Raw genomic sequence first — 25405 nt, forward strand, 5'->3', positions numbered from 1 at the left:
CTATGTCCATCCACCTCATCGGCGTCCTCTCGGCAATCACAGCGGGAATCGCGTTCAACCTCGGCCTCGTCCTCCAGAAGGTGGCCGTCGCCCGCGTGCCCAAGGAGACCTCCCATCTCATGCGTCACGTGGTACGAAGCCCGCTTTGGCTCATGGGATTCGGCATCCAGTTCCTCTTCGGCACCCCCCTCAACATGCTCGCCCTGGGGTATCTCGGACCTGCCATCGTACCGGGGCTGATGAGCATGGGACTCATCGTCCTGGCCCTGGCAGGCATGCTCATCGCCCGGGAATCCGTCCGGATCGAAGACGTAACGGGGATCCTCCTGGTGATGATCGCTGTGACCCTCCTCGGTCTCAGCGGACTCACCGTGGATATGAAGGGGGTCGACCTGCACGATTCGATTCTGCTCATGAGATTCCTCATCTTCACCACGGTGGTCGCATGTCTTTCTATACTCTGTCACACGCTCAAAGGAAGCATGAAGAGACACGAAGGGATCCTGCACATTCTCAACGCCGGGCTCCTCTATGTGCAATCGAACCTCTGGCTCGCCTTCCTCATGGGACTCCTCATGCGGTGGACTTCGGGTAGCCTCAGCCATTCCGAGCTCACCTTCATGGGGCTGGCCTCTCTGGTGATCTTCTTGGCAAGCATCTTCGGCATCGCCGAAACCCAGCGAGCTTTCCGATCGGGGGATGTGATAAGGCTCGTTCCGATCCAGAGCCTTCCGCAACAGGTGCTCCCCCTTGTGAGCTACTTTGCAGTGCTCGCCCTTTCACCGCCGAGGCCTTCTTCCCTCCCCCTTGGGGGTACAGGAGCCCTTCTCATCATCGTGGGATCGGGTCTCCTCGCACGAAGACAGATGGAAATTCAATCGATCGAAGGAGGAACGACATGAGAGACACTGATGTCATCGTGATCGGCGGCGGTATACTGCGTCCCGTAGGAGTGGACACGGAGAAATGGTAGAGGTAAGACTGGAATAAGGGAGGAGGACGCAGATGAAGAAGCGGACATGGACCACTGAAGAGAAACTTGCGATCGTCCTGGAAGGACTCCGAGGCGAACGGCAGATCGCCGAGATCTGCCGGGAACACCAGATCAGCCAGACGATGTACTACCGATGGCGGGACAGGTTTCTGGAAGGGGGCACGAGAGCCCTTGCAGACGGCAGGAAGGAGAAGGACACCTATCGAGCGAAGATAGAGCAGCTTGAGAAGATCATAGCGAAGCAGGCGATCCAGATCGAGATACTAAAAAAACGAAGGAGCTGTTGGGGAGATAGAGGCGGTGGAGCGGCTGGTGGGGGAAGGGTACCGGGTGAAGGATGCGTGTGAGGCACTTGGCGTGAGTCGGAGCCGGTACTATGCGAGGAGGAAAAGGGGGCAGAAGGTGGGGAAGAAGCGGGAGGAGAAGGAGAGGGACGATGGGCGGCTTATGGAGAAGATCAGGGATCTTGTGGGGGAGCATCCGTACTGGGGGTACAGGCGGGTGGCGTGGTGGTTGAGGAGGCGGGAGGGGGAGGAGGTGAGCGAGAAGCGGGTGAGAGGACTTATGAAGGGTGCGGGGCTTATGTGTAGACGGGAGAAGAAGAAAGCGAGACGTGGGAGTGGGCGAGGGAAGCCGGTGGCGAGGAGACCGAGGGAGTGGTGGGGGATCGACATGACGAAGGTGCTGGTGAAAGGGATAGGATGGGTCTATCTCGTGATCGTACTTGACTGGTACACGAAGAAGCTGGTGGGGTGGAAGGTGTCGGTGAGGGGGAGGAGTGAGGAGTGGTGTGCGGCGATGGAGATGGCGGTGGAGCGGGAGTTTCCCGAGGGGGTGAGGGGGAGAGGGCTTCGGCTGGTGAGTGACAACGGGAGCCAACCGTTGAGCCGGTCGTTCATGAAGGCGATGGAGGTATTGGGGATCGAACAGGTGTTCACGAGCTACAACAATCCGAAGGGGAATGCGGACACGGAGCGGATGATACGGACGATGAAGGAGGAGCTGTTGTGGCTGCGGGAGTGGGAGCACGTGGGGGAGCTGGAGGAGGCGGTGAGGGGATGGGCGGAGGAGTACAACCGGCACTATGTCCACAGTGCGCTAGGGTACAGGAGCCCTGAGGAATATGAGGCCCTTTGGGCGCAGATGCAAGGAGAGGAGGTCGCATGACCCCTTTCGGTACTACCATTTCTCCCTACCCTTTTTGTCTTGACTTAATGGGCGCAGTACAGCGGGATCGCCGGTCTCACCACGGCCGCCTATCTGGCGCGAGCCGGTATGGATGTACACGTATTCGAGCAGCATACTGTGCCAGGGGGATACGTCTCCTCCTTTCAAAGGAAGGGCTTCATCTTTCCGGGAGGGACTACTTCCTTCTGTTCGAGCGGCATCGTCTTCCCCATCCTGGAGGACCTCGGCCTGAAAGATCGACTCCGATTCGTCAGGGCGGACTACCAGTTGAGCTGGGGGACCCACGACATCCCACTCCACTCCTCCACACAGGTGTGCGAGGCGTTCTCCCGTGCATTCCCACACGAACGGCGCCATCTCAAACACTACTTCTCATGGGTGAGGGCGGGAGAGGCGGCATTCAAGGCCATGCACGAGAGCAACGTGATGTTCGGGGGTGGAAACGGTGCCTTCCGCACCATGTTCCGACTGGTATTCAAGAATCCGCTCATACCGTGGGCCATGGCAAAGGCCCGGAAGAAGACCAATCGCGATCTCCACGCCGGACACTTCTCCGATCCAAAGCTACGAGGATTCCTCGACAGCCTCGGGTACCCTGTGATGGAAGGCCTCGTGACCATGGGGATGTGGTACTCCTTCTTTCACGACTACCACATGCCCATCGGAGGGATGCAGGTAATCCCCGAGGCATTCGTCTCGTACATCACGGGCCACGGCGGGACGATCCATCTCGGGAAGAGGGTGAGTCGCATACTGGTAAAGAACAGGAGGGTCACAGGGGTCCGGCTGGAAGACGGAAGCGAAGTGAGCGCCCGTTTCGTGGTGAGCGCTGCCGATATGCGCACATCCCTCCTGGGATTGCTCGATGAGGAGCATCTCCCCGCACCTCTCATCGAGACCCTGGGAAAAGGATCTCCTTCGGAGTCGATGTGTGTGGTATATCTGGGTCTCGATCATGACGAAGGCCTTGCATCGCATCTGGAGCGATTCCATGCGAACCATGTCGCCTTCCACCCTGATGGGGGAGAACCGTTTCACATCGTGTGGCTCGACAAGGATGACCCCTCAGTGGTACCCGAAGGAGGACATGCCCTATGGGTGGGGCGAGGCAGTCCCTACGAACGGTGGAGCGGGCTGGGCCGTGAAGCGTACAAAGAGCAAAAACAGAAAGAAGCGTGGAACCTCATCAGAGAGGCGGAGAAGTTCATACCCGGGCTCAGTAACCATATAAGGGTGATGGAGAGCGCCACTCCTCTCACGTTCGAACGGTATACAGGGAACTGGCGCGGGGCCACTGCTGGATGGAACTGGGATCCGTCTCGTAATCCCCACATCCACCCCGTGAGGGATCTCGCTATCATCAAAGGACTCTACTTCGCAGGTCACTGGGTATACTCACCCGGCGGGGTCCCCACCGCCATGATCACGGCATGGCACGTGGCCCGGCAAATTCTGAAAATGCATACAGGCAAGAGGGACGAGGTCACGCCGTGACAAGGGCTCCCCTCCCCTGAGGAAGCCACGTTCAAGCGCTCTTCACATGCGGGACCGGCCCTCCTCCCGCGGGGTTGCCTTTTCTCTGCATGAGGATCCGACATCCCCTCCAAGGGAAAGGGGACGAAGAGTTCCGCTTGTTTTTTAACAAGCGGAATCGACGGCATTTCACTCCTTCACCGCGGTCAGGAATATCCTGTTGAACCGCAGACGGACCATACCGTCCCTTTCAACCTGCGTCGCAAAGGCCTCTTTCACTATCTCAATGAAGTGCTCGATGTAGTCCCGAGTGAGCTCGATATCGTAGTAGGCCTCGTTCAGATACCCTGCTATCGCCCCGGACGAGAATATCCTGAACACCTCTTCGGGGGTGTGTACTGTCACGATGCTCCTGAGCTCCACAAAGGTCACCTTGAATCCACAATCCTCGAAAAAGGATCTGTACTCTTCAGCCGTCTCGAGGAAAAACCATGGGTTCCTGAAGCCGGAGAAGATCCTTTTGGTTCGATCATCTCTCTTCACCATTTCGATCGCCTGGAGGAAATTAGGACAGTAGACGTTCCTCGCCGGAGCCTGGATGCCGATCCTGCCGCCCTTTCTCAGTGCCCGGTGGCAGTTCCATATCGCCTTTTCGGGAGCCTCAAACCACTGGAACGAGGAATTGGCGAAGATCACATCGAATTCCTCCTGGTATTCCATCTCCTCCGCGCCCCTGAGTTCGAAGCTCACATCAAGCCCTCCGGCCCCTTTTCGGGCCTCTTCTATCATCCCCGGAGAGGGATCGATCCCCACGACCTTCCCGCGCGTCAACCCCCTGATCCTCTTCGTGATGCCTCCTGTTCCGCACCCCACATCCAGGACATTCTCAGTGTCCTTTATCCCCAACAGATCCAGCAGGACATCCGAAGCTGCACGCTGCAGAGAAGCCGCCTTTTCATACATCCCGGAGATCCTGGAGAAATCCATCACTTCCTCCACCGCTCGAGAAGAGGGGAGTCCGCCTCACGCTTCAACCGAACGTACACGGCGGCCCTCCTCCGAGAATCCGAAGAAAGTCATACCGATGACACAGAGCCCCACGCTCTTCACCCCCATCGAAAGGGCAAACACACCGAGGATGAGGCAGCCCATTCCACCAATCCAGAATTTCGTATCGGTAGTCATTCCCGCATCCTCCACGCCGTCACGCGGCATTCAAGATCCCGAGACTGGAGAGCACTCCCATCACACTCATCAACAGGATAAAAGCGACGAGGACAATAGAGAGAACGGTCCAGAGCTTCCTGGGATTTCTATACCACGCCCAGAGGAGATACGAAAAACCGAAGGAATATACGAGTGCCTCCGGGATCGCCAGAAGATGGTACTGGATCGGGAATTTCGTGTAGATGAAGCCTTCAAACGATCCCACGGTAGGACCTATCGTCGAGACGAACGACAGTCCAAATACGAGAAGCCACAATGTGAGCCAGCCGTATGCACCCTTAAGGAAGACCTTCCTGAAGGGATAGAGGATGCAGCCGAGGAGTATCCCCCTGAAAACCTGCAACGCAGGACCAGCTGCGACCCAGGGGGAATCCACCGGCCGCATGAACACGGAGAGCATGTCCCCGGCAAAAAGTTCTTTGTAGTTCATGAATAGCAGCGCAAGTATTCCCGCAATGAAATATACGATGGTATGAATGGACACCACTCGCCACAAAAACGTGCGAAAGTTGTGGTCTTCCATATAAAAACCTCCTTTTGCCTGTTGTCTTTTCGAACGCAAGTTTCCACATCTCAACTGAGAGACATGATTGATAACCATTATACCACGGAATTCCGAAAGACTCAAAGGAACCGGCACTCGGATGTTCGGAAACAGTGCCCCGATACCGGGGCGATTCCCCCTGGAGCGCACAGATTACGGCCGAGGCTTCCTGCACGGCCTCCCACTGATCGGGCCGCTCTCCGGCAAGTGGTTCTCCCTCTCGCATATCACCCCGCGAGAGACTCAAGGAGAGAGAGAAGGCCCACGTCCGCGCACCCGATCTCCCGGACACTCTAGTCCGCCACCGGCTCCGGCGGACCGCAGCGGGGACAGGGGAGCCGCTCGAGCTCCCTCGCGTTCATGATGAGCATCTGGAGTCGGTTCTCTATGTTGGCGAAGCTCACGTCTGGATCGTAGTCGAGCGAGAGAATCTGTATGTGCGGGTAGCGCTCACGGACGGGTTTGATCATACCGCGGCCGGTGATGTGATTGGGCATGCACGCAAAGGGGTTGAGGATGACGAACGAGCGCACACCCTGGTCGGCCATCATCATGATCTCGCCGGGAAGGAGCCAGCCCTCACCGATGAGGTACGAGAGGTCGATCAGGTCCTTCACCTTCTGTGCAATGTCCCGGATGGTGTAGAGCGGGTCCTTCCACCTGAACCGGGTAAGGGCCCGGTGCACGCGTGAGAGTACCTGCTCGTAGGCCCAATCCTTCACACCGGTGAAGAGCCCAAGGATGAGGGGGGCGGGGTGAAGGTCACGCCGGCTCATCTCCTCTTCCACCACGTTCTTTCGTCTGAAGAAGTCCACCATCCCGGGGATGAGCGGCTCCATGCCGTGACGTTCGAGGTAGTCGGCGATGTGCCAGTTGGCACCGGGGTGGTAGTTCATGAGGATCTCGCCCACGATGCCCACCCGGGGCTTGCGCACGGCCCGCACCACAGGAAGCTCGTTGAAGGCCTCCACCGCGGCCTCCAGGGCCCGGAAGGCAGCCCGCCACCCCCGCTCGAGGGCGCTCGCCACGCGGTCGAGCCAGGTCCAGAAGAGGGAATCGGCCGTGCGCGGATCGTCGAGGTAGGGGCGGGTCCGCTGGAGCATGTACTCGAGGCCGTCCGAGGCGGCAATGCCTACCAGCATATTGAGGTGGAACCGGGGCGAGAGGAAAAACCCGGGATGCATGCGCTTGTCGTCCTTGCCTGTGGTCACTATGGGGATGTCGGTATAGCCTGCATCGTCGAAGGCCTTGCGGGCAAGCATGGCGTACTGGCCTGCGCGGCAGGCGATGCAGTTGCGGGCAAAGCTCGCCACCACCTGCTCGGGACGGTAGGGGCCGCGTTCGAGAAAGGCGAGGTGTTCCCCGATGTTCACCTGGGCCGGGAAGCAGATGTCGTTGTGCACGTACTTCTTGCCGAGCTCGACGGCCCGCTCGTCGGCCACGGGGAGGGGCTCTGCCTTGTAGCCGAGCATCCCGAGGATGCGGGCGCTCATGTAGGTGAAGCTTTCCGAGAGGTTGGGGATGAGGACCACCCGGTCTCTGTCTTTGCGGGTGTAGGGCCGCCGGAAGGGTCTGCCCAACGGCCGGGTGGTCCGGCCCATACCCCGCGCCCTGCGCTGCCGCACGCTCTCCACAAAGGACTTCACCCGGATGGAGAGGGGGCCGGGGTTGTCGCCCTCGTCGAGCTTTACGATGAGCATTTCCTTGTCCGAGGTTTCGTGAAGGATGCGCTGCATCTCATCGCTTATGATGGCGTCGTGCCCGCAGCCGAAGCTCACGATCTGCACGAGCTCGATCTGAGGGTGCTTTCCTGCCCATATGGCACTCGCGAGCATGCGGGTGTGGAACGGGTTGTAGCTGTCCATCCTGGCCCGCTCCACCTCCTGCTCCCCCAACGCCTCCACCGCATCCGGCGTGAGCACCGGCACCCCCTCTCGCACGAACAGCCTGCCCAGCCCGTGGTTCACCAGGCCGTCCGCGTGGTAGGGCCGCGACGCCACCAGGACCGCCCACCGCCGCTCATCCTCCGCAAGCCACGCGAGCACCCGCCTCCCCTCCTCCCGCATCCGCGCCCTGAACGCCCCCAACATCTCCTCGCCCCTCCGCACCGCCTCCCGCGCCGCAGCCTCGTCCACCCCCCACTCCTCTACCAGGAACCGCACCGTCTGCCGGGCCCGGAGCCGTTCGTTGAAGAAGTGGAACGCCGGGTGATCGAAGGCCACGCCGTAACGTCTCCCCGTATCCTCGTGCTTCGCCACCACCATGGGGTAGCCCTGCACCACAGGACACACCTCTGAGCCCTGCGCCCTGCGGTTCTCCTTCGGCACCCGTATCATCATGGGCATGAAGATGCGCTCGACCCCCTGCGACACCAGATCCAGCACGTGCCCGTGCGCCAGCTTGGCCGGGAAGCACACCGTATCCGACGGCACCCCCGGAAGCCCGCGCTCGAACAGGGCGTAGGAACTCGGCCTGGAGACCACCACCCTGAACCCCAGCGCCCCGAACACCCCCATCCAGTACGGCAGGCTGTTCCAGAACTCCAGGACCCGCGGGATCCCCACCACCATCGCCCGCCCCCTCACCCCCACCCCCGGCGCAGACCCATCCCACACCACCGGCCCCTCGTACGGCCGGGCAAGGAGCGCGGCGTGCAGGTCCAGGGTGTTCGGCACCGCCCGTTCCCGCCGGGAGGCCTCCTTCACGCGGCTCCTCACCTCGGGATCAGACGGGTCGCCCAGCACCGCCCCCCGCTCGCACCGGTTACCCGTCACGAAGTACCCGCCGTTCGAGAACCGCACCACCGTACGCCTGCAGCTGTTCGCACAGAACGGACACACGAGCCCCGGCTCCTTCTCCAACGAAAACTCCTCGAGCCGGTCCAGATCCCAGAACCCGCTCTGGAAGCCCCCCTCTTCCCGCTCCCGCGCTTCCACGTACTCCTTCGTGAGCAACGCCACGCCCCACGCCCCCATCTCCCCTGCGAGCACAGGCCTGCGTGGAATCTTCCCGGTGTAGAGCTCGAAGGCCCGCAGCACCGCATCGTTCTTGAACGTACCCCCCTGCACGAGCACGTGATCGCCGAGCAGGTCGAAGTTGCGCACCCGTACCACCTTGGTGAACACGTTCTCTATGATCGACATGCACAGCCCTGCGAGGATATCGTCGACCCCCTTGCCGTTCTTCTGCTCGGTGATGATGGAGCTGTTCATGAACACCGTGCACCGGGAACCAAGCCGCGAGGGCCTGCGCGCCTTGAAGGCCAGCGGCGCGATCATGTCGAGCGGGATCCCCAGGGAACGGGCATACGTCTCGAGAAACGAGCCGCACCCGGCCGAACAGGCCTCGTTGAGGGTGATGGCCGAGATGACCCCATCGTGGAGCCAGATGGCCTTCATGTCCTGCCCGCCTATGTCCAGGATGAACGAGACCTCAGGGTCGACCTCGCGGGCCGCACGGGCATGCGCCACGGTCTCCACGGTGTGGTAATCGGCGCCGAAGGCCTTTGCAAAGAGCAACTCCCCGTAGCCCGTGGTACCGGCCCCCTTCACCCTGAGCCGCACCCCTGCCTTCCGGTACGCATCGTGCATGCGGATGAGGGCATCGCGCAGGATGAGGAGCGGCTCCCCCCTGTTGGAGGCATAGAACAGATTCACCACCCTGCCCCCGGTGTCGAGGAGCACGAACTTGGTGGTGGTGGATCCTGCATCGATGCCCAGGTACACCTCGAGCTCGGTGCCGGGCGCCACCTCGGGAGGCCGGAACTCCTCCCTCCTGTGACGGGCAAAGAAGGCCTCCTCCTCGTCGGGCGAGGCGAAGAAGGCCCTCCCCTCCCCCGACGCCGCACCGGCCTGTTCGGCAGCCCCGGCAAGCCGTTCGAGCGACCTGCCGCGCTCGTACCGACTCTCCTCCCCGCCGAAGAGCGCCACCCCTGCGAGCGCAGCCCCCATGGCCACGAAGACCTCGGGCCGGGAGGGCACCACCACCTCATCCGGTCCCAGGCCCAGCCGCTCGGCAAACACCCGCACGAGCGTGGGGTTGAAGGTACACGGCCCCCCTTCGAAGATGACCGGCCCGCGGATCTCCATGCCCTGGGCAAGGCCCCCTATGGTCTGCTTGGCGATCGCATGGAAGGTGGAGAGGGCGATGTCTTCCCGAGAGACCCCCTGGTTGAGGAGGGGCTGGATATCGGTCTTGGCGAAGACCCCACACCGACCAGAGATCTCGTACACCGTGCGCCCCGCAGCCGCATAGCGCTCGAACTCCTCGATGGAAATCCCCAAAAGCTCGGCCACCTGATCGATGAAGGCACCCGTGCCTCCTGCACAGCTCCCGTTCATCCGCATGTCAGAGGCCACCAGCTGGTCCGTGTTCGCATCACGGGTGAAGAAGATCACCTTGGCGTCCTGCCCCCCCAACTCGATCGCCACCTGCACATGGTCGTACCAGGTGCGGACCGCCACCGCGTTGGCCACCACCTCCTGCACGAAGAAGGCCCCCAGCGCACGGGCGATCCCCTCACCTCCGGAACCGCACACACTCACCCGCAGGGGCAGGCCTGGGAACCGCTCCTCCACCTCGGAGAGGAGCTCCAGCGCACACCGCGCCTGCTCTGCCTGATGTCTCCGGTACCTGGCGTGCAGCACCTCATGAGAGTCGGGATCGAGCACCACGGCCTTCACCGTGGTGGATCCCACATCCAGCCCCACCAGAAGCTCGCGCATCGTACCACCCCTTCTCTTCATCCTATACAAAAGGCACGAAAGAGGGAAGTGCATATCAGAGCCCGGCACTGTCAAGGAGGAGTGTTGAAATTGAGCTGGAGCCCGTAGGGGTGCGTCTCCCCACCTCTTGTATCACCTGCATGCCCACCACGTAGAGGCCTACCACCTCATCCGCATGGGCACGACTCATATACCCAGGATACCTCCGTAGAAAGCTTCTCATGTGCCGAAACATGTTCTCCGCAAGGTTGCTCGTCCTCACCTTCTTCTTCCACGCATAGGGTAACTCCAGATAGGAGAAAAGCCGGTCCTTCCGCCACAGGAGGGAGGCCGTCATCCGGGGAGCCTTCGCCGCCCACTTCTTCACGAATGCCTCCAACGCACGTGCTGCGTCCTCCTTCCCTCCTGCCTCAAAGAGCTTCCAGTACTCCGCTCGAAAAGCTCGCCTCTCCTTCTGGAGGTCTGCGTTCTTCCCCTTCCGTTCCCCCATGTCCTGCAGGAGCTTCTGCTCAAGCGTACCCTGCAGGTGCCAGAGACACACCTGCTTCTTCGCCTCAGGATACACCGTCTCCACGGCCTGCCGGATCCCCTCAGCCTCATCGGCCACCACCAGCTCCACCTCATGAAGCCCTCGCTCATAGAGCCTGGTAAGGAGTCGCTCGTAGCTCGCCTGGTCCTCCTGCTCCGCAACGACCCAGTCGAGGAGCTCATGAGATCCGTCCTCCTTCACCCCCACGGCACTCAGGACAACCAGCTTCTTCTGACCCCTCCCACGCCTCTTTGCCCACACTCCATCCAGCACAAGGGCCTTCACTCCTCTAAGGGACCTCCTCCGCCACTGCTCCTTCTCCTCACGAAGACGCTTTATGAGCCGCAGGAGTGTCTGCGGGTGAGCCTCGCCTATCCCCAGCTCCCGTAACAGGATGGCCCACGTCCGCGCGCTCATCCCTCCCACATACCCGAGAAGGAGCTGCTCGGCGAGGGCCACGAGCCTCTGCTCATAGGCGACCAGCTTCACCTCCTTCCCCCCGCCGGTGCGAATGCGGGGCACGCGTACATCCTCGATCGGCCCCCAGGGGGTCTGCACGCTCTTCCATTTCCTGTAGCCGTACCGGTAGTACGGTGCCTTCTCAGCCTCCCCTCGTGCATATCGTGGTCGTCCCACTGCCTCCTCTCTCAGCGTCTCAAGGAGGTGTTCCAGGTACGTCTTGTAGGTGTGGCGCACCTCCTCCCGGAGTTGGGCCTCTACTTGCTTCATCAGAGCAGAGAGGGTATACTGTGTTTCAGTCAATGCGCGTGTCTTGCCGCGCTTCATGGGGTATCTCCTCCTTAGGTGTGATGTTGGTGGGTGGGAGATACCCCTTATCTTTTTTCCCCGCCTTTTTCAACACTCGATGTTACAGTCCCTCAGAGCCCTCACGAGATGACATGTTGACGAGGCGACCTTTTTCCCCGCCATTGCCGGAACCCACCGGATACATTCCTCAATGTTCAGATTGACAGAGCCGCCCGGATCACAGAGAATGTAGTTGGAGAAGACTAGAGAAGAGGGCTGAAACACATGAGACCTCGAGAGATCCTTCATGCGAAAAAATCACTTATCCTTCGGATCTGTGAGTCCTATGGGGCTTCCAACGTCCGGGTATTCGGCTCGGTCGCCCGCGGGGAGGCCACTGAGGCCAGCGATATCGATCTCCTTGTGGAATTCACACAGCCCGTCTCACTCCTCGATCACGCCCAACTTGTGCGGGACCTGGAAAGGATCACAGGATGCAAGGTCGATGTGGTAAGCGATAAGGGGATAAAACCTCGCATCCGCGAAAGGATACTCAAAGAGGCCAGACCCTTATGAGGGACTCCCGAGAGTACCTTCGTGATATGTTGGATGCCATATCCAAGATAGAACGACATAGGGGAAAAGGATATGAGACATTTAAAGAAAACGAGCTCATTCAGGTATGGATGCTCTATCACCTCCAAATCATCGGTGAGGCCGCTGCACGGGTGGACAAAGACCTCCGGGCACGCACCCCTTTTATTCCATGGGAGAAGATAGTGGGCATGAGGAACCTCCTCGTGCACGAATATTTTGGAATAGATCTCGATGAAGTATGGTACACGGTGGAGCATGATATTCCCTCGTTGAAGGAATCCCTCGAGAGACTCCTTGACGAACGGTAAGACAGAGGGTCTCCCCATCTCCACTCGCCGGATCGTTCACCAGACCGTAAGGAGGCAGCATGAACCTGTGGGCTACCATGATCACCCTTCTTCTCATCATGGATCCGTTCGGCAACATACCGGCCTTCCTCGCCGTGCTCAAGGGCTACACCCCCGAGCGACGCAGGCGCATCATCATACGGGAGATGTTCATCGCCCTGGGTGTGCTCCTCCTGTTCCTCCTCTTCGGCAACCTCATACTCGACGCCATGCAGATAAAAAAGCCCGCCCTCGGGATTGCAGGCGGGGTGGTGCTCTTCTTCATCGCCATCCGCATGATCTTCCCCGGCACGGGCTCCTATGCCCAGGAGGAGTCGGAGCCGCTCATCGTGCCCCTCGCCGTGCCCTTCATTGCCGGGCCTTCGGCCATCGCCATGATCACCCTGCTCTCCACCCGCTACCCGACCCACAGGCTCGAGCTCGGCTTGGCCCTGGGCGGGGCGTGGCTGGTGAGCGTGCTCGTGCTCCTCGCCTCCGAGGTCTTCCAGCGCCTGCTGGGAAAGAACGGACTGGAGGCCGTGGAACGCCTCATGGGCATGCTCCTCACCGCCATGGCCGCCCAGATGCTCCTCGACGGGATCCGCGACTACCTCGCCCTCACGGGGTAGGCGTCGGCTACCCGGCCTCATCCAGGAGCCGCACCGCCTCCTCCACAAGGGATGCGAGGCGTCCCCGCAAATGGTCCAACAAAGGTCGCACGTTCCAGGGGCTTCACACCACACCCATTCACATGGGGAAAGGCATACCCCGTTCATCCCGCTCCTTATGTGGAACGTTCACAGGAAGGAACGCGTAAAGAAGAGGGCGATTCCCCACCTAGAGGGGCCCTCCGGTAACCAGGAAGGAGGAGTACCCAAGGATCACCTCTGCGCTCATTCGTCTCGTATGCTACACCACCCTCACTCCTCCCTCTATCATTCTCTCCACCACGTCTTTCACCTGCTCGTATTCGCTTCGTGCATAGACGTGGGGCTCCAGGCCTCTGAGGGGGAGAGTCCTCTTCACCAGTGTGTACGCATCGTGCCGAGGGGGATCCTGGTAGACCACGAGAAGATCGATATCGCTGAATGCGGTATTCGTGCCCTTTGCGTAGGACCCGAAGAGCACTACGGAGAGCACCGGAAGCGCCTCTCTCAACAGAGGGAGGGATGCCCGTATGCGGTGAAGCACCTCCTCTCTACTGTACCGAGGATAAAAGACCTTTACAGTAGTCGAAGATTTCCTGGGCATAGGCGATCATCCTTTCGGCTTCCAGCCTCGAGTATCGGGTTCTGGGAGACCCGGAGGGAAGGGCATCGGGATACCGGGTGGGGATGTAGGCCTTGTCAAGCTCGAGAGCCATGTCGATGAGCCTCTCAGGTACTTCATAGAAGCCCCGCAGTTCCTCCAATAAATCGACCACCGAATGGCCCCACGCTTCGGCTCCCATCTTCTGAAACACTGCCTTCACCGCCTTCTCGGCAGCCTGCTGAGAGGAAAAACAGGCCCAGTTGTAGAACCCTTTCTCCAGATCATGACGCGCGTGCTCGAGATCTCCTTCTGCGGCGTCAATCCAGTCCTGGCTCCGTTCCACAGCCTGCACGCTCCTTTGACATTACTCTAGCTTATTTTTCCTTGAGATGCAAAGCCTTCATTCCGGCACCGGCTCCTATGCCCAGGAGGAGTCAGAGCCGCTCATCGTGCCCCTCGCCGTGCCCTTCATTGCCGGGCCTTCGGCCATCGCCATGATCACCCTGCTCTCCACCCGCTACCCGGCCCACAGGCTCGAGCTCGGCCTGGCCCTGGGCGGGGCGTGGCTGGTGAGCGTGCTCGTGCTCCTCGCCTCCGAGATCTTCCAGCGCCTGCTGGGAAAGAACGGACTGGAGGCCGTGGAGCGCCTCATGGGCATGCTCCTCACCGCCATGGCGGCCCAGATGCTCCTCGATGGGATCCGCGACTACCTCGCCCTCGCGGGGTAGGCGGCCGCTAGCCGGCCTCATCCAGGAGCCGCACCGCCTCCTCCACAAGGGATGCGAGGCGTCTCACCTCGCCGAGGAGGCGGGCTGAATCTTCATCGGTGTACTCCTGGCCGGGGATCCAGTCGTGCGCCCCGTAGAAGGCGAGCTCACGTTCCTTCCTGAGGTCCCGCGAGAGACGTCTGATGAAGGGCATCTCCTCCCGGATGAGAGGGGGAAAGAGATCCCGATGCACCTCCATGGCGCGGGAGACATCGTGCACCTTCGGGACATCGAGCCCCATCCGCATCATGAGGGCCTTGAGGAGGAGTTCCACCACCTCCTGGGCTTCCCTCACCACATCGGCGTGATCCCCTTCGCTTCGGAAGAACTCGAGTGCCCTTATCCGGATGCGGGCCCGCATGAGGTAGTCCTGGACCAGCTCCTTCCTCATGGGCGTATCCTCCAATAGCGTCTTCCTCCGAGACTGTGCGCCTCCACCTTGCCTTGCCTGAGGTATGCCTGCGCCTGTTGTTCCATGCGCGCAATGACGCCACCCGCATCGTAGAGCACCCTGTGGGCCTCCACGATATCGAGCCACAGGGGGTGGAAGGTCTGTGCCTCTTCTACCGAGAGGATGAGGGGAGAGAGAGGTATGGGGAACCTGCCTTCGAGCACCTCTCCCACGCGCTCCCAGAAGAACGAAAGGCGCGCCCTATGGTCGGCTTCGCAGGGATTGAGCACCACGAGAAGGTCGAGATCAGAGGAGACCGAGAGATCGCCCCGTGCACCCGATCCGAACACCACGGCCGCCACCAATCGATCGCCATAGGCACGGCGCAGGGCCTCGGTGAGTGAGGGGAAATGACGGACGACCTCGTGCCACACCGGTGTCTTCACGTGGTCATTGTACCACAGGGGGCGTGAAGATGCGAGCCTGAAAGGCCGGAGGGGGCAAGGGACGGAGCGAAGAGCTATGCACACAACACCTCTCTTACCCAGGTATATACCCGTCTCGCTATCTCCAACGTCCATTCAGCATCGTCCCCAAGGGGACTCCGTATGGAAGCAGGCCGAGATCAATGGGATACCGTGACCGATACACACTCATCAGGATCAATGCTTCCTCGTTGGTCATCGGAACAGTATATCCGGCCTCCTGCACAAGGGCAGCCACATCAAGTACGTTATGGGTCCGAGGGAACTCTATGGCTCTTTCTATGAGAATGGCTTTAAGGCTTTTTTCTACACATTCCTGAGCGTGATAACAGACCATTCGATAAAGGCCATCATTGAGCAGCACCTTGGCGGCTTCATACACTTCTTCTGCAAGTTTCACCCATTCCTCAGTGTCCCTTCTTATACACCACCTTTCCGTGCGTGAACACCTCCCTCAAAAACCCATTCCCTTCTCAGAGAAGAAGATCACATTCCTCGGGGGTGTAGATGAAGAGATCGATCCCCACTCGTGGCTTAATGAGCCGGGCTACTTCCTGGATTCTCTCCAAAGGCCGTTTCGAAGTGCGCTTTACGATGAGCAGGTCTATATCGCTTCCCGGATGGATATGTCCCCCCACCAGCGAACCAAACACCACCACTTTTTCCGGCTCATACTCAGAGATGAGAAGCAAGGAGAATTCGGAGTAGTTCTTTCTCAACACGTGCCTTTCTTTCACGAACTCTGGATATCACGTCTCCTCCCCAGCATCTGTCTACAGTAAGTGCGCTCCATCCAGTGTTCCATGTAAAGCCCCCCGAAAGGCTCCTGGAACGGGGTGGCGGGCAGCCCGAAGGACAGGCGCAGGGGTGGGCGTGTGCCCCGGCGGGGCTCACCTTCCCGAGAAGGCGCGGTAGAGCTTGAGGAGGAGCGGTTCTTTGAGCTCGATGGCCTCGTGGGGGCAGTTCTCGTGGCAGCAGTAGCAGTAGATGCACCGGCTGTAGTCCCACCGGGGCAGGCTGTCCATGGTGATGCACGAGACGGGGCACACGCGGGCGCAGTAGCCGCACCGCCTGCACCGGTCTGCGATCACCCGGGGGCGGGAGCGCACCCACCGGCTCGCGGCCATGCCGAGCCAGCCGGCCGGGCTGGAGGCGGGGAAGCGCATGGGGGCCTCGAGCAGGGGCGCGGCGTCTGGAGGGGCCTCGCCGGGGAGGGGGTCCACCAGGCCCCGCTCCTGCGCGAACCGCAGGTGGAGCACAGATGAGGGGTCGAGGCCCACGGCCCTGCAGCAGGCGAGGTCGAGGGAAGGGGCGTCGGGGGAGAAGGCGAGGAAGGCGGTGTGGCGGGGGGTGCCGGTGGGGCCGGGGCCGTGACCCTCCAGGGAGACCACCGCGTCCATGAGGGAGAAGAGGAGTTTGGGTTTGAGCGCGCTGTACAGGTCGAGGAGGAGGTGGGCGAAGGCGGAGGGGGTGGGGGCCTGGGCGTGGTACTGCTGCTTGATCCCGCCCGGCACGCAGCCGTACAGGTTCTTCACCGCACCCGTGTAGCGGGTGAGCTGGTGGGCCTTGAGCTTGGGGAGGTTCACCACCCAGTCCACCTCTTCGATGAGCCCGGAAACCCGCACCCGGTCGAGCACCCTCCCCTGTGGCACCGGAAGATCCACCGCAGGCACATCCTCCAGGGGGAGCACCTTCACCGGGTACCGTCGCCCAAGCTCACTCATCCCCGCCACCTCGAGCGCACGAGCCGTCCCTCTGTGCACCGGCATCCCGCTCGAATCCCCCACCCACACCTGAGCCCCTGCATCGAGCAGCACCCGTACCACCGCCTCCACCACCACGGGGTTGGTCGTCACATGCTTCTCAGGCGGATACGCCCCCAGCACATTCGGCTTCACCAGTACCCTCTCCCCTCCCCCCACCCGTCCCCCTACCCACCCCCGCACCACCCCCTCGATCGCTTCCACATCATAGTCGTTGACACGAAGAACCACTACATCACTCATACGATCCTCTCTTAGAGGGTCCCTTTTCACTGCTTATAGTTTATAGGGAAAAATCCAACAAACCTCCATCCCCAGACAGCCCGCTTCGTATTGGACTCCCATGGGGAGTTGATCGGGAAAATCCCATATTCCTCGCAGCGGATCACAATTGGAGCTCAAGAATCTTATGGGCAGGCCTTCTCTGATCCTCAGGAGGCAGTTTCCAGTAATCCCCGTACATTCTCTCTAGATACTGATCCCACTCTTTTATCGCAAAGAATTTGCCGTCTTCAAACGAGATCTCTTCTACCTCGAAAAAGATACGCATGGGAAAGGGAGGCCTCCTGAAGAGCGGGATCTCAGCGTAGTCCGCATAGGTATACCCCTCTCGGCCCCCAGAATTATGACGTGTTCGTATATAGGTATCCATCTCATTGATTCTGTACAAACCCAGAAGCCGGGCCAGGGGGAACAAGAGAAGCCTGAACATCCTTGCATATCTTCGAGAAGGAGCAAAACAACTTTCCAGCGTATAAGACCGCCTCAATGCATGCAATATTCGCTTGGCGATATTATCCATCACCATGACACCGAAACGGGAAGCCGCTCTATCGACTGGGAAGATATCGATATAGACACCTTTCGTGATGGGCAACTCACTCATTCCAAGCTCCACAAGAAAGGTGGTACTATCTACAAGCTTTGTGAAATAACCCACCGAACAGAGCTCGGTACGATAGTTCTGGATTACCACGTGGGGAGACAAATGGGCGGGAGCTTCCCTCAGAAATCGCTCGTATTCCTCTCTCACCATCATTACATCGATATCGTCGTCCCACGGTATGTATCCTCTATGGCGAACGGCTCCGAGAAGGGTTCCGGAACTCAAACTGTAAGGGATACCCAGGATCCTGCATACCCTATCGAATTCTTTGACAAGTGGCAAATAATAATCACCCAGCTCCATAGATATCAAGAGATGAACATCAAAACTCGTACTCTATGACCATACAAGCCCATCATGATACCAGGCATCAGTATCCGCCCCCTGTCCATTGATTCGATCACTGAGAGGAGATAGAGAGGAGCTCCCTTTTCTCAGGTCTCTTCCGATAATGACACTCAGTGGACAAGGGCACGTGGATATACAGACACTATATATCATCGAAACTACATCATCTCGAATCCGAGCCCTTCCTCATTATTCGAGATCGGAGTATCCCAATCCCAAGGGAGAACCCCTTTCTTATTTCATGCACATATAGCACACCTAGCATCCCGATCCCGATCCCTGCGGCAGCCATCCCCCACAGGGACGGGAGAAAGGTATTCACAACGGCTGCACTCATAAGGAGAATAACTCCGACAGTAAGCCTGCCCATCCCGTAGTCAACAGGGAACAATCGTCGGGAGACAATCGTCCTCATATAGAAAAATACGATATAAGAAACCCCCGTAGCGATGGCTGCTCCCTTTGCTCCGAAACGAGGCACAAGGAGATAATTCCCCACCAAGTTGACCACCACAGAAATACCCGAGACGACGACGTGCCAATGGGTCTGCTTCTTGAAGTTTATTCCCACCATTGTCACTTCAGAGAGCGTGTACATCGTGGGAACGAAAACCAGAAAGGGCATGACGCTCGCCGCCTCTCTATACTCTCCTGCGAGCAGAAGCACCACGAGATCCTTTACCAGGATCACTCCCATGGCCAAGAGGAGAAGGGAACCGGCCATTACGCCCGCGACCTTCCCGAAAAATCTTGCATCCCCCTCCTCTTCGTACTTCTGGTACGCAACAGGGACCCAGAACATACTAAAACTAGTCCGCAATAGAAGAAGGGCAGAAAGCAGTTTGTTCGCTGCCGTATAAAGTCCGATTTCGGAAAAGGAGGAGAAACTCCGGAGTGCGATCTTATCCATGGAATTGAGCACCCACGTGAGAAGTTCGGCCGGCACAAGCGGGAGCCCGTAGAGAAACCCCTCTCGCATGAGAGAAGCGTTCAAAGTCACTCGTTTCCTGAAAAAACCGATCCATAACGTTCGTTCCACCAGGAGACTCGCCGCCAGAAAACTGAGGGAGAGCCCCCCCAGACGTCCCCAGACCATGGCATTGAAATCTTTTCTCACGAGAAGACTATAGCCGATGATGAAACCCGCATTGGCCAGGGAATTTAGCAACGTGAGGAGCGAGAACACTACACCTTTCTGTTGCATTCTTACTATCAGAAGGGCAAATCTCTGCAAGACTCCCACCAGAAGCAGAAGCCCCAGGAACAACATCATATTCCCGGCATTATCCGAAGTCCCAGTCAATAAGAAGGCGATCTCTTCTTTGAAGAATCCCAGCAACAAAGAAAAGAGAAACACCGTGGTAAGAGGCGTAACGAGAAAGGTAAAAAGAAGGGAGGAAGCCCTCTGCCTTGAGTCATTGTACTCATGGAAATACCGTACATACGCGCCATCGAAACCGAGCAGGACCATGGTAATGAGCAATCCATATGCGGTAAGGAAAAGAGAGCCTCTCCCGAACTCCTCAGGCGAAAGCAACCACGTGATGAGAGGCGTAGTGACAAACGCGACAAGAGCACTGAGCCATGGTCCGATCGAGAAAGAAAGAAAGCCCTTCACTAAGGATCTTCTTGATGACATATACTCTCACAAAAACTGATACAGGTTGTAACAATCAAAGACTGCACGCAACATCACATCATTGAAGCCTTGAGCCACGTTTCGCTCTCTCAAGGCACTCCTCTGGGAGAGTGATTCCTTGATTATGGGAAAGGAATAGGAATTCGAAAGTAACAATCGCTTTTTTGTGCCCTTGAGCAAGGCCATGGCATTGAACCATATATCATCACCCGAAGGACACAGTTCCCGTATCCGGGACACATTGAATACCTCCTCGGCAAGAGAACCAGGGGGATAGAGCACGCCTCCTACCCCAGTAAAGAACAACCTTGAAGAGGGAGTCTTTGAAGAAGCATCATTCCACGTGTGATAGGGAGTCATTCTCCCTCTAGGATCCGTTTCCATCTCCCATGCCCTATAAAAGCATATCTCCTCTGGATTATACGCACGAACCATCTTCTCCAGAAACCATGGAGGATAGAGAATATCATCATCACATGTTACGATTATTCCTCTTGGATAGCGCTTTAGAGCAGGCAGTAATTTGTTATAGGACCTCAGGTTTTCGTTTATGAGGGCGAATTCTATCCCGCTTCGTACAAAAAACTCAAATTCCGGGATCTGTTTCGAAAGATCTAAACCCTCTACCTCTTCCTCCGCAAGCCAGACGATCAATCGGTGAGGACGTACTCGTTGATAGAGTAGACTTTTGAGACACAATCCCAGTACATTGAATCGTGCCGGAAAGGTGGTGAGGCTGATGATCACCTCATCAGACGAGGAATCAAGAGCAAGATGTACATCCTTTCTGACAAAGATCTCTTTTTTCAATCGCAACAGATAAAACAGATATTGGATCTTCTTTTTTGTCCCCCTTCTTATTCTATGATACAGTTTCGTGAGAATTCGCATCTTACTCATCTCCCGGTATAAAAACGAGATTCTCTCTTCATATTGGGGAGGGTTTTGGTAATCTTCTCCCACACAAACGAGGGGGTGATCAATCTCCAGCTCACAATTGGGACGCCCGATCTGATAAAACGAAACCAGGTGGATAAGAAATATGTAACACCTATCCTTCTTGCAGCATTCAGCAATCCGAGACTCCGCTTGAACGCTCGACTAAGGAATACGTATCGTGCATCCTTCCCCGGAAGATACGACTTGAGAAACTGGACATATCGTATATGAGTATCTATCCTGGCCTCGATCACCTCTCTCGACTTGCGCATGACCAAGCTTCCATGCCTCAACATCACACAATAGATGGTCTCGGGAGAAACCTGGAATCTCTTCATGTGATAGCCGAGTTTTGTCGCAAACATCACATCGTTGGAGGCGAGAACCTCATCGAAACGAAGCCCATGCATCTCTATGAAGTCCCGCCGTATGAGTTTCGACCACGGTGCTGCAATGTAGTACCGGACCAGGAGCTCCGACTTGTGGTCCCTCTCCTTTAGATAGCGCAAGAGAATACCCGCATCCGCCTCGTGCCGGAAACCAAGCTCTCCGGAATCGGAATATCTGCTGGTGGGAACGAAAAAGATCACCTCCTCTTCAGCGGTGAAGTACTTCGCCACAATGGAATAGAACCCCGGGAGGAAGATATCGTCGGCATCCGCAAATATCACCCACCTGCCCTTCGCGTGCTCGAGGCCTATGTTCCTGCAGGTGCCCGCACCCTTTTTCCCCGAGGTATTCTCGTAATACACGACATGGGGAAACCTGGAGAGGCTGGAGGGATCCGGCTTCTTCTCACTGTTGTCGTCCACGACGATCACCTCCACCCCCGGATGCGGGGGAATAGTGGAGAGAAGCCTATAAAGCAGGTCTGGACAGTCGAAATGAGGGATGATGACAGAGAGATCCAGTGAAGACTCCATCGATCCGCCCTATAGCGATTCCCGCTCTGCTTCCCGGAGTTTCTCTCTGAATCTGTTCCAGAACTCGAGGAAGAATACCAGAAAGAGTCCCCCAAGAATCCCTGCAACCAGACCTATCCCTGCAATAAGCTTTCGGGTGGGCCAGCTTCGCTTCTCAGGCACCCTGGCGTACTCCAACACGGGCACCACGTAGACCTCGTTCATCTCTTCGAGTTTGGCCTGCTCGTATTGAGTGATGAGGAATGTATATACCGCTTCCTTCACTTTCACTTCCCGCATGAGGTCGGCCAACACTCCACTCAACCCTGCGATACGCTTCAGTTCTTCCTGATATCGCGTTATCGCGTCATCATAGGCGGCTATCCTGCTCCGCTGGACACTGTCCCCGGGACCGGCACTTCCCAGGAGCTTCTGTTCGGTGTTGAGGCTCAGCAACAGACGCTCCTTCTCAACCGAAAGTTCGGTCACCTCTTCTATGAGCTTCGAAGCCTGCTCTTCCACATCCCACAGGAGGTACGTCTCCTGGAACTCCTTGAGTTTTCTCTGAACATCATCCAGTTCCTGTTTCACCTTCACCAGCTTATCTTCCAGGTAAGCGAGTTTTCTGCGTGCCGGACTGGCCTGCACTTGTGCCACCAATTTTTCGAGGGCTTCCACAAAGGCGTTCACGATGTCCGCGGAAAGCTCTGGATCAGGGGTGGTGGCCTCGATGATCACTCTTCGGCTATAGGAATCGGCATGGATTCTCACCCTGTCTCGAAGTGCCTTTATCCTGTCCTCCGTGGTCTCTCCTTTGAATAATTCGTACTGGGAAAGGTCGAGCTTCTTGTATACATAGAGTGCCGCCGTGTCACTCTCCAGGACATTGGGATAGAGGATCCCCTCCAGCGGAGCAGCCCTCCCACCCAGTCCTAGAGAGGAAAGTTGATCCATAACTGCACTGGAAAGGCTGCTCGTGGAGCTGGAGACGCTCTGGGTGAGCACTACGGCCTGTGCAGTATAGAGATGCCTCGCGAGTAGAGCATAAGCGATTGCTACGATAATGCTCAGAAAAAAGACGAGCCAGAACAACTTGATTCTCGAACGGAAAATCTGTATCAGGGTGATCAAAGAAAGATCCTGGTCTCTCTGCATAATCCCTTCCAGATGCTGGCAGTAGGAATACTATATCAGAATCCACATCCCGCTGCAATCCAGGGAGGTGTCCCCACCTCCCCTGATATCTTGACATTCCCGTCTCTGTCTTTGAAGCTCCACTTTGTATGATACGACTCTTGTTCGATGTGACCCGGCTGGGAAACGTGTGGACCGATTATCTTCCCCGGGGGAAGAGAGGTATCTTCAGGGTGATAGAAGAACTAGTGAAACATCTGGGCCCAGACAGTGAGGTCTCTCTCACCCTCACTTCTCTTGCGGGAAAGGGACTGTGCGGTGCCTCATACTTCTATACGAGAAGGCTGTCGGCTGCACGCCGGATACCCTTTGCCTTCCCCTCTTCCAAGCTCCCTGCGTACGCTTCTGCCCTCATATTGAAGATGGGACGTCCATTCCACGACATCTACAAACGCTTCACTCGGAAATCGTGGGGAACCTCTTCTTCCATCATGGAGATCCCTCCATCGTTCTTTACGCCTTACGACATACTCCACCTTCCTTCTTTCATCGGGCCGAGTATACCCCCCCTTCCCATCCCTATGGTTATCACCGTGCACGATCTCATACCTTTGTTCCTCCCCTCAGGAGAAGACCCGCTTTTCAGGAGGTTTCTCATCCGGAAGCTCGGTGAACTCCGTCCCCGAGACTGGATCCACTGCATCTCCGAAGCCACGAAAAAGGATCTTCTCACCTACGCACCTCATCTCGATCCGGACCATGTCTTCGTGGTTCCCAACGGGGTCTCCCCTCGTTTCTTCCGGGAAACCGACACGTCGGTCATAGAGAAAACACTCAGATGCTATGGGCTCGAGGTGGACACGCCCTATATCGTCTCCCTCAGCACACTTCAGGAGAGGAAAAACCTCCTCACCGCACTCAGGGCGTTCGCTGCAACGAAAAAAGAAATCCCCGAACTGAGGTATGTGCTCATCGGCTACACCCGTAGAGAGGAACGAGAAAAGATCCTCACGGTGCTCAACGAACTCGGTATCGCTTCACACGTCATCATTACAGGATTTCTTCCGGACGACAGGGTGAGAGCCCTTTACTCCGCGGCAAAGGCCTTCGTCTTTCCCTCCCTCTATGAAGGATTCGGCCTTCCTCCACTCGAAGCCATGGCCTGCGGCCTTCCCAGCATCTGTAGCAATACCTCATCGCTCCCCGAAGTCGTAGGAGACGCGGGGATCCTCCTCGATCCGTATGATATCCATGGCTTCTCGGAAGCGATATGTAGAATCGTGACGGATTCCGAACTTCAGCAATGGCTCTCACAGAAGGGGTTGGAACGAAGCGCTTCTTTCACGTGGAGGCACACCACAGACAAACTGGTGGAGATGTACAAGTATATCCTCGAACACGCTTAACCATTCGAACCCACCTGTTCGTATACCTCGAGCGTCTCACGGGCGGCTTTTTCCCATGAGAAGTCTTTGGCCCGTGCATAGCCTTTTTCCCTCAAGAGGGCATGCAACCCCGCATCCGTGGCAAGCACGTACATCTTCCGGGCGATATCCTCGGGATCATATGGAGAGACGGTGAGACACGCGTCGCCTCCAATCTCCGGCATGGAAGAGACATTGGAGGTGATCACCGGTATTCCCGCCTCCATCGCCTCAAGAATAGGAATGCCGAATCCCTCGTAGAAAGAAGGGAGAAGGAACCCATACGCATGCCGGTAGAGTGTAGGAAGATGCTCATCGGGAATGAATCCTGTGAATACCACGTCGTCTCGCCCCCACTTCAGTCGAGTCATCCTCGCCCTGTAAGAAGGATGGACCTTTCCGGTGATCACAAGGTGGAAGGGATCTCGATACATGTGCCTGAAGCGTTCGAAGGCCTCAATCACACCTTCTATATTCTTGTGGGGGCGATGCTCACCGAGGAAAAGGAAATACGGTCTCTTCACCCCATATGTCTCGAGGATACGCTCTCCCTGTTCAGGGACATTCGAAGAGGCTGAAAAGAGACCTCCCGCCTCGTGAATGACCACGATACGATCAGGATCGGGGATGGAGAAGAGGTCGACGAGGTCTTTTTTCGTGGCATGGGAGACAGCGATCACCTTTGCGCATCGCGTGGCTGCAGTCTTGAATACCAGCTCGAGGTAGCGAGTCTTGAGCCACCAGGCTCTTCCCATGAATCTCGGATACTTGAGGTACTTTACATCATGAATGGTCACCACCCCTTTTGAATGATGGAAACCAAGGGGATAATTCGAGTTCAAACAGTGATACACATCGAAATCCAACCTAGCGAGAGATCTATACCTTATATCTCTTTTCGGTCCAACCGGAGGAATATCCGCCTTCATCAGGGAAAAGTTGGCACAGCCCTCAAGTCTCTGTATCAGGGGGTGATCTGGAGATAAAGAAGAAGGCACCAGGACCCTGTATGAGTTTTTCTCATCTACGCGGGCCAGGTGGGTAAGAAGCTGAAACGCATACCGTGATACCCCTGTCATGTGCTCCACTACCGCGAGGGCGTCCACGAGGATGTTCATACCCGTGCC

General features: G+C 57.6%; 24 protein-coding genes and 1 pseudogene. 9 read left to right on the plus strand and 16 right to left on the minus strand.

The features are described from left to right. The first annotated feature begins 2 nt into the window (after positions 1-2). From SPITH_RS08115 to SPITH_RS08130, 3 genes are all read left to right on the plus strand, one after another. A complete protein-coding gene (locus SPITH_RS08115; protein ID WP_014625178.1) occupies positions 3-902 on the plus strand; it encodes a hypothetical protein in 900 nt (299 codons plus the stop codon). A gap of 103 nt (positions 903-1005) precedes the next feature. Then, positions 1006-2161 (plus strand): IS3 family transposase gene (locus tag SPITH_RS08125; RefSeq protein WP_014625179.1). Its coding sequence is split into 2 segments (ribosomal slippage): positions 1006-1262 and positions 1261-2161, totalling 1158 coding nucleotides; the frame shifts between segments, so codons are not numbered across the junction. Positions 2162-2227: 66 nt separating this feature from the next. Beyond that, entirely contained in the window at positions 2228-3676 is a 1449-nt protein-coding gene (locus SPITH_RS08130; protein WP_081467746.1) for a phytoene desaturase family protein, read from the plus strand. A gap of 168 nt (positions 3677-3844) precedes the next feature. Here the strand turns inward: SPITH_RS08130 and SPITH_RS08135 are convergent, their stop codons facing one another. From SPITH_RS08135 to SPITH_RS08150, 4 genes and pseudogenes are all read right to left on the minus strand, one after another. Next, the gene (locus SPITH_RS08135) at positions 3845-4642 is read right to left on the minus strand and encodes a class I SAM-dependent methyltransferase (protein ID WP_014625181.1); all 798 of its coding nucleotides are present in this window, start codon (positions 4640-4642) and stop codon (positions 3845-3847) included. Positions 4643-4859: 217 nt separating this feature from the next. Further along, positions 4860-5405 (minus strand): hypothetical protein, encoded by a 546-nt coding sequence (locus SPITH_RS08140; protein ID WP_014625183.1) that lies wholly within the window; start codon positions 5403-5405, stop codon positions 4860-4862. Between the two features lie 314 nt (positions 5406-5719). Further along, positions 5720-10150, minus strand: a complete 4431-nt coding sequence (locus SPITH_RS08145) for an acyl-CoA dehydratase activase (RefSeq protein WP_014625184.1) — start codon at positions 10148-10150, stop codon at positions 5720-5722. 71 nt (positions 10151-10221) lie between these two features. Further along, positions 10222-11465, minus strand: a pseudogene (locus SPITH_RS08150) (IS256 family transposase). 246 nt (positions 11466-11711) lie between these two features. Between SPITH_RS08150 and SPITH_RS08155 the strand changes: the two are divergent. Genes SPITH_RS08155 through SPITH_RS08165 form a run of 3 tightly spaced genes read left to right on the plus strand, consistent with a single transcriptional unit; the run spans position 11712 to position 12978 of the window. Beyond that, complete coding sequence (locus SPITH_RS08155; protein WP_014625186.1) at positions 11712-12002, plus strand: nucleotidyltransferase family protein; 291 nt, start codon at positions 11712-11714, stop codon at positions 12000-12002. Then, a complete protein-coding gene (locus tag SPITH_RS08160) occupies positions 11999-12331 on the plus strand; it encodes a HepT-like ribonuclease domain-containing protein (RefSeq protein ID WP_014625187.1) in 333 nt (110 codons plus the stop codon). The genes SPITH_RS08155 and SPITH_RS08160 overlap by 4 nt, the downstream gene beginning before the upstream one ends. A gap of 59 nt (positions 12332-12390) precedes the next feature. Further along, the gene (locus SPITH_RS08165; RefSeq protein ID WP_014625188.1) at positions 12391-12978 is read left to right on the plus strand and encodes a MarC family protein; all 588 of its coding nucleotides are present in this window, start codon (positions 12391-12393) and stop codon (positions 12976-12978) included. A gap of 280 nt (positions 12979-13258) precedes the next feature. On the opposite strand, the gene SPITH_RS08170 is transcribed toward SPITH_RS08165, so the two are convergent. Together SPITH_RS08170 and SPITH_RS08175 are read right to left on the minus strand one after the other, a co-directional pair. After that, entirely contained in the window at positions 13259-13600 is a 342-nt protein-coding gene (locus tag SPITH_RS08170) for a nucleotidyltransferase domain-containing protein (protein WP_014625189.1), read from the minus strand. Next, entirely contained in the window at positions 13548-13943 is a 396-nt protein-coding gene (locus SPITH_RS08175; RefSeq protein WP_014625190.1) for a HEPN domain-containing protein, read from the minus strand. The genes SPITH_RS08170 and SPITH_RS08175 overlap by 53 nt, the downstream gene beginning before the upstream one ends. 46 nt (positions 13944-13989) lie before the next feature. Between SPITH_RS08175 and SPITH_RS08180 the strand changes: the two genes are divergently transcribed. Continuing rightward, positions 13990-14328 (plus strand): MarC family protein, encoded by a 339-nt coding sequence (locus SPITH_RS08180; protein ID WP_014625191.1) that lies wholly within the window; start codon positions 13990-13992, stop codon positions 14326-14328. 7 nt (positions 14329-14335) lie between these two features. Here SPITH_RS08180 and SPITH_RS08185 read toward each other — a convergent pair whose 3' ends face one another. From SPITH_RS08185 to SPITH_RS08195, 3 genes are all read right to left on the minus strand, one after another. Then, on the minus strand, positions 14336-14758 hold the full coding sequence (locus SPITH_RS08185) for a HEPN domain-containing protein (RefSeq protein ID WP_014625192.1): 423 nt from the start codon (positions 14756-14758) through the stop codon (positions 14336-14338). Further along, positions 14755-15204 (minus strand): nucleotidyltransferase domain-containing protein, encoded by a 450-nt coding sequence (locus SPITH_RS08190; RefSeq protein ID WP_169311816.1) that lies wholly within the window; start codon positions 15202-15204, stop codon positions 14755-14757. Before SPITH_RS08190 ends, SPITH_RS08185 begins: the two co-directional genes overlap by 4 nt. 118 nt (positions 15205-15322) lie before the next feature. Continuing rightward, entirely contained in the window at positions 15323-15643 is a 321-nt protein-coding gene (locus SPITH_RS08195) for a HEPN domain-containing protein (protein ID WP_169311817.1), read from the minus strand. Positions 15644-15680: 37 nt separating this feature from the next. Between SPITH_RS08195 and SPITH_RS12565 the strand changes: the two genes are divergently transcribed. Beyond that, positions 15681-16025, plus strand: coding sequence for a hypothetical protein (locus SPITH_RS12565; protein WP_245523363.1), 345 nt, complete (start codon positions 15681-15683; stop codon positions 16023-16025). 108 nt (positions 16026-16133) lie between these two features. Here SPITH_RS12565 and SPITH_RS08205 read toward each other — a convergent pair whose 3' ends face one another. The 6 genes from SPITH_RS08205 to SPITH_RS08230 all read right to left on the minus strand — a co-directional run bounded on the left by SPITH_RS08205 (position 16134) and on the right by SPITH_RS08230 (position 22875). Beyond that, a complete protein-coding gene (locus SPITH_RS08205) occupies positions 16134-17249 on the minus strand; it encodes a DUF362 domain-containing protein (RefSeq protein WP_014625196.1) in 1116 nt (371 codons plus the stop codon). Positions 17250-17391: 142 nt separating this feature from the next. Next, positions 17392-18195: a LicD family protein gene (locus tag SPITH_RS08210; protein WP_014625197.1), complete on the minus strand. Its 804-nt coding sequence runs from the start codon at positions 18193-18195 to the stop codon at positions 17392-17394. Positions 18196-18403: 208 nt separating this feature from the next. After that, positions 18404-19879: an oligosaccharide flippase family protein gene (locus tag SPITH_RS08215; protein WP_041624073.1), complete on the minus strand. Its 1476-nt coding sequence runs from the start codon at positions 19877-19879 to the stop codon at positions 18404-18406. A 6-nt stretch (positions 19880-19885) separates the two neighbouring features. Next, the gene (locus tag SPITH_RS08220; protein WP_245523364.1) at positions 19886-20779 is read right to left on the minus strand and encodes a glycosyl transferase; all 894 of its coding nucleotides are present in this window, start codon (positions 20777-20779) and stop codon (positions 19886-19888) included. After that, positions 20776-21741, minus strand: a complete 966-nt coding sequence (locus SPITH_RS08225) for a glycosyltransferase family 2 protein (RefSeq protein WP_014625200.1) — start codon at positions 21739-21741, stop codon at positions 20776-20778. Before SPITH_RS08225 ends, SPITH_RS08220 begins: the two co-directional genes overlap by 4 nt. A 9-nt stretch (positions 21742-21750) precedes the next feature. Then, the gene (locus SPITH_RS08230) at positions 21751-22875 is read right to left on the minus strand and encodes a GumC family protein (protein WP_014625201.1); all 1125 of its coding nucleotides are present in this window, start codon (positions 22873-22875) and stop codon (positions 21751-21753) included. A 128-nt stretch (positions 22876-23003) separates the two neighbouring features. Between SPITH_RS08230 and SPITH_RS08235 the strand changes: the two genes are divergently transcribed. Continuing rightward, on the plus strand, positions 23004-24260 hold the full coding sequence (locus SPITH_RS08235) for a glycosyltransferase family 4 protein (RefSeq protein ID WP_014625202.1): 1257 nt from the start codon (positions 23004-23006) through the stop codon (positions 24258-24260). Here SPITH_RS08235 and SPITH_RS08240 read toward each other — a convergent pair. Continuing rightward, positions 24257-25396, minus strand: a complete 1140-nt coding sequence (locus SPITH_RS08240) for a glycosyltransferase family 4 protein (RefSeq protein WP_014625203.1) — start codon at positions 25394-25396, stop codon at positions 24257-24259. The two genes, SPITH_RS08235 and SPITH_RS08240, sit on opposite strands and share 4 nt — an antisense overlap. Between the last annotated feature and the right edge of the window lie 9 nt (positions 25397-25405).

The organism is Spirochaeta thermophila DSM 6578 (assembly GCF_000184345.1).
Taxonomy (GTDB): Bacteria; Spirochaetota; Spirochaetia; order Winmispirales; family Winmispiraceae; genus Winmispira; species Winmispira thermophila.